Genomic DNA, 6,801 nt, shown 5'->3' with positions numbered 1-6,801 from the left:
GAAGGACACACCCGTTCCCATTCCGAACACGGAAGTTAAGCTTCAAACCGCCGACAATACTTGAGTGGAGACGCTCTGGGAAAATAGGTAGTCGCCAGATTTTATGGAGAAACCAAAGGTTATTAACTCTTAAGTTTCTTCAAACGTTCCTCAATAGCTCAGTTGGCAGAGCATGCGGCTGTTAACCGCAGGGTCGTAGGTTCAAGTCCTACTTGAGGAGCCAGAGTGTTCCTAGCACTGCATGATAAGAGGCTGTTCCTTTGAGAGACAGTCTCTTTTTTGCGTAAATATGTGATAATAAATAAAAGAAAATGGTGTATGAAGTAAATATGCACAAAAAATGTAAAAATTTTTTTTTAAAGTTTAGATAATAGAATTTCTAGAGAGTAGGAGATATTTTTTTCTTTATTCTTTGCAAAGCATTATCAACAGATTTCTTGTCTTTGCGTAGTATTTTTGCTATATTGGCATAAGTTTGACCACTTATATACAATTTTAAAATTTTTATTTCAAAAGCGCTTAGTTGAGAAAATACGGTATTTTCTAGTGATTTATAAGACTCTTTACTTATTACTATATCTTCAGGGTTATTACTAATTTTTGCTTCTATTAAATCGACTAATCTTGTTTTATCGTTTTCTTCTTCGTACACAAGACGATTTAGTGATATATAGGAATTTAGAGGAATATGCTTTTGCCTTGTTGCAGATTTTATAGCGGTTAAGATTTGGCGTGTTATGCATATTTCGGCAAACGTCTTAAAGGTATATTCTTTTTCAAATTTATATTTTTTTATTGCAGAGTATAGGCCAAGCATAGCTTCTTGTTCAATATCATTTTTATCTCCACCTATTAAAAAATATATTCGTGATTTAGCTTTTATATATCGTTGATATCTTTTAAATATATGTTCTAGAGCACAGTTGTCTCCTTCATTGATTAAGTGTAATAGTTCTTCATCTTTTAAAGTTTCGTAAGTAACGTCTAAAGTATCGAAAGCGTATTGTAACAAGATATTCACCCTCCAATCTGTATAACCATAATTCCTCATTTGTGCTGGAAGTTGTTAGCAAGAATCAAGTAGTATTTGTTTGATTTGTAGTTAAGTGATGTATTTAGAATATTTTTTTTTGAGTCTACATATGTTTATCGACTGTATATGTAAACTTTATTAGATAAAAAAAACAATTCGAAAAGTTGATGAATAATGTAATAATTTGTTATAATAGCTTTTATACGTGTGTTAAGAGTATTATTTTACAAAAATAAATAATGAGGTGTAAAAAAATGAGAGAGGAAAAATTAATTAAAGATTGTGCGGTAGTAGATACAAATTTAATAAGGAGATCAATAGAAAAGGGAATAAATATTAATATAACAAGTCCTATAAGTTATAATCCCTATTATTTTGCAATTAAAAATAAAGACATGAATATGCTAGATTATTTAGTGCGAAATGGAGATGTAAATTTTAGAGATTCAAATGGAGTAACGATATTGATGATTTCTTGTATTTTAAAAAATGAAGAGGCAATAAAATATTTAGTTGAAAGAGGTGCAGATGTAAATAGAAAAAATTTGGAAGGTAATACGGCACTTATACTAGCTTGTTATATGAATGATATAGTGATGGTAGAGTATCTATTATATAACAAAGCTAATGCTTGCATATGTAATGAAGAAGGATTAACTCCTTTGATGTGGGCATGTAAACATAATAATTTGAATTTAGTAAGAATTTTAATAAATGCTGGAGCGTATACAACTATAAATGCTATAAGTAAGAATAGTAGTACGGCACTTATGATAGCTGGTAAATATGGCAGTGCTGAATTAGTTAAATACTTAGTAGAAAATGGTGCAGATGTAAATTTAATAGAAGAATTTGAACTAGGGATTATGAAAGTATTAAAAGGATTTTATCCAGGAGAACTAGTGGGACATACAGTATTAAGATGTATGTTTGAAAGAAATGATATAAATATGATAAATTATTTATTAAATAAAGGTGCTAGGCTAGATTCAAGAGATTCTTTGGGATGCACAGAATTAATGCAAGCATGCTTAAAAAATGATACAGTTATGGCCAATAGTCTAATAGATTTAAATGCAAACGTAAATGCAGAAAATATTTTTGGAGACACTCCATTAAAATATGCATGTGATAATAACAATATGGAGTTAGTTAATTATCTAGTGGAGACTGGTGCTGATATAAACCAAAAGAATTTGACAGAAGAGACAGTACTAATGTCTGTGTGTGAACAGGGGAATTCAAATTTAGCAAAATATTTAATAGAAAAAGGAGCTAATATTAATTTGAAAGATATTGTGGGAGATACGGCTTTGATAAAGTCGTGTAAAAGTAAAAATACATATTTGGTGAAGTATTTGATTATGAATGGAGCGGATACATCTATTACAGAAGGACAAAGAAATGTTTTGTTAAATGCAGTATCAGATGATTTTGAGCTAACTAATATTATAAACTTGTTTGATAATGAAAAAATGCCAGAAGAGGATAAAAAAATAGTTAATACTATAAGATTGGCAACTATATTTAATAGTGAGAAACCTAAATTAAGGCCTTTAAATGAGATAACAAAAGAAAAGTGTATATTTGTACCATCAGATGATTTGAAAGAAGACAATAAATTGGGGAAAATGGCTTTTGATATGACAAAAAAAGAGATAAATAAAAAAAGAGGTAATTTGGGAGGAAAAGAACCAAAGATACTGAAAAAAAGAAGATCAAATAAAGAAATGCTGTTGTAAAAACAAAAGTTTACAAGACAAATCAAGAGATATAAGTAGGAAATAAGAGCATAAAAGAGATAAACAAATAGCATTTGTGATAAATGCGGAAAAAAGCTATTGACTCGATATTTGCAAAATGATAAAATGACATACTGTATCAAAATGTATTTTTTTCGGGTAGTTTATATAGTAAAAGGATATTAGGTTGATATAATAAGTTACTTTAGATGTGCTTTGGAAGGAGACAAACAGAGTTACGAAGAAGTGGCACTCCAAAAAGAAATAATATGAGGTGATATTTAATGGTACGTCCTGTGCATATGGGTGATGTAGTGCGAATGAGTTATTCTAAGATTAATGAAGTCCTAGATTTACCTAATCTTATTGATATTCAGAAGAAATCCTACAAGTGGTTTTTAGATGAAGGATTAAGGGAAGTATTCAGGGATATTTCTCCGATAACAGATTATGCAGGTAATTTGGTACTTGAGTTTGTGGATTATTTTCTAGACAATAAAATCAAGTACGGAGTGGAGGAATGTAAAGAAAGAGATACTACATATTTTTCTCCATTGAAGGCGAAAGTTAGGCTTATCAATAGAGAGACAGGAGAAGTGAAAGAGCAAGAGATATTCATGGGAGATTTCCCATTGATGACAGAAACAGGAACATTTATTATCAATGGAGCGGAGAGAGTAGTTGTAAGTCAGTTAGTTAGATCTCCAGGAATTTATTATGCTGACAAAATTGATAAGACAGGTAAAAAGCTATATTCGAACACGGTTATACCCAATAGAGGTGCATGGTTAGAGTATGAAATAGATTCCAATGATATTATATCAGTTAGGATAGACAGAACAAGGAAGTTACCAATAACAGTTTTGATTAGAGCGCTTGGAATTAGTACTGATGATGAAATCATTAGATTGTTCGGAGAAACTGAGTATTTGCTTGCGACTATCCAAAAAGATGGTACTAAAACTAGAGAAGAAGGATTAATAGAAATTTATAAAAGATTAAGACCAGGGGAGCCTCCAACTGTTGAAAGTGCAGAAGCGTTGATGAATAGTTTGTTTTTTGAGCCTAAGAGGTACAATTTGGCCAGAGTAGGAAGATATAAATTTAATAAGAAATTATCTTTGGCTACTAGAATAACAGGCTATAAAGTGGCGCAAGATGTAGTAAACAGGGAAACTGGTGAGATCATATTAGAAAAAGGTGAAGCAGTAACAGAGGATATAGCCAAATATATTCAAAATTCTGGAATAGATAGTGTTGTTTTGGACGTAGAAGGCAAAGAAGTAAAAGTAATAGGAAATAACGTTGTTGATGCGAGTGCATTTGTTGATTTTGATCCTAAGGAAGTAGGTATAAATGAGGGTGTAAGGATCGATGTACTAAAAGATATATTAAGCAAAAATACTAAGCAAGAAGATATAAAGAATGCTTTTAAAGAAAGACATGATGAGTTGATACCTAAGTTTATTACTATAGAGGATATAATATCTTCTATAAGTTACATGATCAATTTGACATGCTCGATAGGAGAGACAGACGACATAGACCATCTAGGAAATAGAAGACTTCGTTCTGTAGGTGAGTTATTGCAGAACCAGTTTAGAATTGGATTGTCTAGGTTAGAGAGAGTAGTAAGGGAAAGAATGACAATACAAGACATGGATGTAGTTACACCACAGGCACTCATAAATATAAGGCCGGTTGCAGCTGCGATAAAGGAATTCTTTGGAAGCAGCCAGTTGTCACAGTTTATGGACCAAACAAATCCATTGTCTGAGCTTACTCATAAAAGAAGGTTAAGTGCCTTAGGACCTGGGGGACTTAGCAGGGAAAGAGCGGGGTTTGAGGTACGTGATGTGCATCATACTCACTATGGACGTATGTGCCCAATAGAAACACCAGAGGGACCAAACATAGGTCTTATAGGATCGCTTAGTACATATGCTAGAGTGAATGAGTATGGTTTTATAGAAGCGCCATACAGAAAAGTTGACAAAAAAAATAGAAAAATAACAGATGAAGTTGTTTACTTAACAGCTGATGAAGAAGATAAATATATTATTGCTCAAGCTACAGAGCCGGTAGATGAGCATAATGTAATAAAAAATAAACAGGTTATAGCAAGATATAAAGATGAAATTTTGCAGGTTGATGCAGAGAAGATAGATTTTGTTGATGTATCACCAAGGCAGTTGGTGTCGGTTGCTACTGCGATGATACCATTTTTGGAAAATGATGATGCGAACCGTGCATTGATGGGAGCTAACATGCAACGTCAGGCTGTTCCATTGATAAAACCAGATTCGCCTATTGTAGGTACAGGTATTGAATACAAGGCAGCATGTGATTCGGGTGTTGTTGTTCTTGCAAAGAATGACGGAGTAGTTGAGTATGTATCGGCTGATGAGATAGTTATAAGAACAAAGAATGGAAATAAGGACAGATACAAATTATTAAAGTATAAGCGTTCTAACCAGGGTATGTGTATAAATCAAAGACCTATAATTAGGAAGGATCAAAAAGTTAAAAAAGGTCAGGTTATAGCGGATGGTCCATCCACGTGCAATGGAGAGATATCTTTAGGAAGAAATATACTAATAGGATTTATGACATGGGAAGGTTATAACTACGAGGATGCTATACTAATAAATGAAAAATTAGTAAAAGAGGATGTATTTACATCAATACATATAGAGGAATATGAATCAGAGGCAAGAGATACAAAGCTTGGACCAGAAGAGATAACAAGAGATATACCAAATGTGGGTGACGATTCTTTAAAAGATCTAGATGATAGAGGAATAATAAGAATAGGAGCTGAAGTTAGAGCAGGGGATATTTTAGTAGGAAAGGTAACTCCAAAAGGAGAGACTGAACTTACTGCAGAAGAAAGATTACTTCGTGCGATATTTGGAGAGAAAGCAAGAGAAGTAAGAGATACTTCGCTTAGGGTTCCACACGGAGAGTATGGTATTATAGTAGATGTGAAAGTATTCACAAGAGAAAATGGAGACGAGTTGCCACCAGGGGTAAATGAGTTAGTTAGAGTTTATATAGCGCAAAAAAGAAAAATATCTGTTGGAGATAAAATGGCGGGAAGACATGGTAACAAGGGTGTTATATCCAGAATATTACCAGAAGAGGATATGCCGTTCTTACCGGATGGAACTCCATTACAGATAGTACTAAATCCATTGGGTGTGCCATCTCGTATGAATATCGGACAGGTGTTAGAAGTGCATTTAGGATATGCAGCAAAAGCGTTGGGATGGAAGATAGCAACTCCTGTATTTGATGGTGCTACAGAGCATGATATAGTAGAGACATTGGAAAAGGCAGGATTAGATTCAGATGGAAAGACTGTATTGTATGATGGAAGAACAGGATTGCCATTTGATAATAGAGTTACAGTAGGATACATGTATATGTTGAAGCTAGCTCATTTGGTTGATGACAAAATACACGCAAGATCTACAGGACCATATTCGCTAGTTACACAGCAACCGTTAGGAGGAAAGGCTCAGTTCGGTGGTCAAAGATTTGGAGAGATGGAAGTTTGGGCATTGGAAGCATATGGAGCTGCGTATACATTACAAGAGATTTTGACAGTTAAGTCAGATGATGTAGTAGGAAGAGTGAAGACATATGAGGCAATAGTTAAAGGTGAGAATATACCAGAGCCAGGCATACCAGAGTCATTCAAGGTATTGATAAAAGAACTGCAAAGTTTAGCACTGGATGTAAAGGTTTATTCAGAGGAACAAGAAGAAATAGCTATAAAAGAATCTGTTGAAGACGACCTAGAGGATATGAACATCAATATTGAAGGAGACGAGAGTGATTATTTAGACGAAAGTGATAGCTTCTTCATAGAGGATATGAGCGAAGAAAGTCAAGGTCAACCAGGTGATACTGATTTTGAAGATGATACTATAATAGAGGAAGATTTAAAAAGCGTAGAAGATACATTTTTAAAAGACAGTATAAGTAAGATATCAGATTTTGATAGCGAATTTTAGAGAGAGG

The 6,801-nt window shown here is 33.4% G+C and carries 3 protein-coding genes, 1 tRNA gene and 1 rRNA gene; 4 read left to right on the top strand and 1 reads right to left on the bottom strand.

The window, feature by feature from the left end:
* Positions 1–100, top strand: a 5S ribosomal RNA gene (gene rrf, locus J6Y29_06850); the annotation flags it as partial.
* A 47-nt stretch (positions 101–147) separates the two neighbouring features.
* A tRNA-Asn gene (locus J6Y29_06845) sits at positions 148–223 on the top strand.
* 156 nt (positions 224–379) lie between these two features.
* Here J6Y29_06845 and sigH read toward each other — a convergent pair.
* Positions 380–1,051, bottom strand: a complete 672-nt coding sequence (sigH, locus tag J6Y29_06840) for an RNA polymerase sporulation sigma factor SigH (protein ID MBP5427581.1) — start codon at positions 1,049–1,051, stop codon at positions 380–382.
* Positions 1,052–1,287: 236 nt separating this feature from the next.
* Here sigH and J6Y29_06835 point away from each other — a divergent pair, with 236 nt between their 5' ends.
* Together J6Y29_06835 and rpoB are read left to right on the top strand one after the other, a co-directional pair.
* Positions 1,288–2,775, top strand: a complete 1,488-nt coding sequence (locus tag J6Y29_06835; protein ID MBP5427580.1) for an ankyrin repeat domain-containing protein — start codon at positions 1,288–1,290, stop codon at positions 2,773–2,775.
* Between the two features lie 284 nt (positions 2,776–3,059).
* Positions 3,060–6,794 carry a DNA-directed RNA polymerase subunit beta gene (gene rpoB, locus J6Y29_06830; protein MBP5427579.1) on the top strand — a complete coding sequence of 1,245 codons (3,735 nt, stop codon included), beginning with the start codon at positions 3,060–3,062 and terminating at the stop codon, positions 6,792–6,794.
* Positions 6,795–6,801 lie beyond the last annotated feature (7 nt).

Source organism: Clostridiales bacterium (genome assembly GCA_017961515.1).
Classification (GTDB): domain Bacteria; phylum Bacillota; class Clostridia; order Acetivibrionales; family RGIG10202; genus RGIG10202.
The sequence above is the reverse complement of the archived record's forward strand: the minus strand, read 5'-3'. Positions and strand labels throughout refer to the sequence as shown.

What these genes read in the sequence shown, in the direction of transcription:
- rpoB (MBP5427579.1), top strand. Translation starts at nt 3,060, where the DNA reads ATGGTACGTCCTGTGCATATGGGTGATGTAGTGCGAATGAGTTATTCT.
- sigH (MBP5427581.1), bottom strand. Translation starts at nt 1,051, where the DNA reads ATGAGGAATTATGGTTATACAGATTGGAGGGTGAATATCTTGTTACAA.
- J6Y29_06835 (MBP5427580.1), top strand. Translation starts at nt 1,288, where the DNA reads ATGAGAGAGGAAAAATTAATTAAAGATTGTGCGGTAGTAGATACAAAT.